The sequence below is a fragment of the Bilophila sp. 4_1_30 genome, from assembly GCF_000224655.1.
In the GTDB taxonomy this organism is placed as follows: Bacteria; Desulfobacterota; Desulfovibrionia; order Desulfovibrionales; family Desulfovibrionaceae; genus Bilophila; species Bilophila wadsworthia.
On sequence record NZ_JH114231.1, the window covers coordinates 32,280 to 33,121 of the forward strand.

1 protein-coding gene is annotated in these 842 nt (G+C 69.1%); it reads right to left on the bottom strand.

Features of this window, described 5'->3' with window-relative positions; genetic code table 11:
* Nucleotides 1–99: 99 nt before the first annotated feature.
* The coding region (locus tag HMPREF0178_RS00145; protein WP_009367870.1) for a baseplate J/gp47 family protein at nt 100–842 on the bottom strand (743 nt) is incomplete at its 5' end.

The following is an 842-nucleotide window of genomic DNA, read 5'->3' on the forward strand; positions in this document are numbered from 1 at the left end:
CCCGGACCTGCGGGTCTCCGAGCCTAATCATGGGGCCGCCCGCCACGGCTCGCGGCTGCCGTGGGCTTTACGGTGTCTGCCCGGCAAGAAAGGGTGCGCTTAGTCATCTTCAATCCCCATGAATTGCAGGTCGAGGGACGTTTCGCGGGCGATCTGGCGCTGTTCCAGTTTTTGGTAGCGTGGGCTTTCCAGTTCCACGCGCTTGGCCCCGGCGCGTTCGAGCAGGCTGACGAGCCGGGTGGGGTTGATGTCGCGGCCCGGGGCGCTGCGCTGCCACACCCGGTATTCTTCAAGTGCCGCTTCAACTTTTTTCGTCACGCTGGCGGCCAGCGGGCCGTTGTCGCGGTGTAGCCACCAGCCGCCGGAGACGGCGTACTCGACGGGCTCAGGCGCGGCCACGATGACCGTGTCGGTAAGCGGGCGCACGCCGTCGGCGCTCAGGCGTTCCCGCACCAGCTCCAATACGCTTTCCGGGGGCAGTTCGCCGCCGTCCATGACCGGGCGCACGTCCACGGTTCCGGGCACGGGCGCGTATACGGCAACGTCGGCGATGCCCTGATGGGCGGACAGGGCGTGGTAGCGGTAGGAGCCGGAAGGCCCGGCCACGGAAAAGCGTTCCGGGGCAAGCCGGATGCGGGCGCGGTAGCTGGCGTCGTCCTCGACGTCGGCCCCGAGGCGGGTGGTTTCGGTGTTGCGTACGGCGTCCACATAGGCCAGCGGGTCGACCAGCCTGTTGATCTGGCCGGGGACCAGCCCGTTGGCGTGTGCCCCGGCCCGCAGGCAGGTTGCCGCCACGTCCACGGAGCGTTCCCCGGCGGGGATGGTTGCCGTCTCGTCCGTGG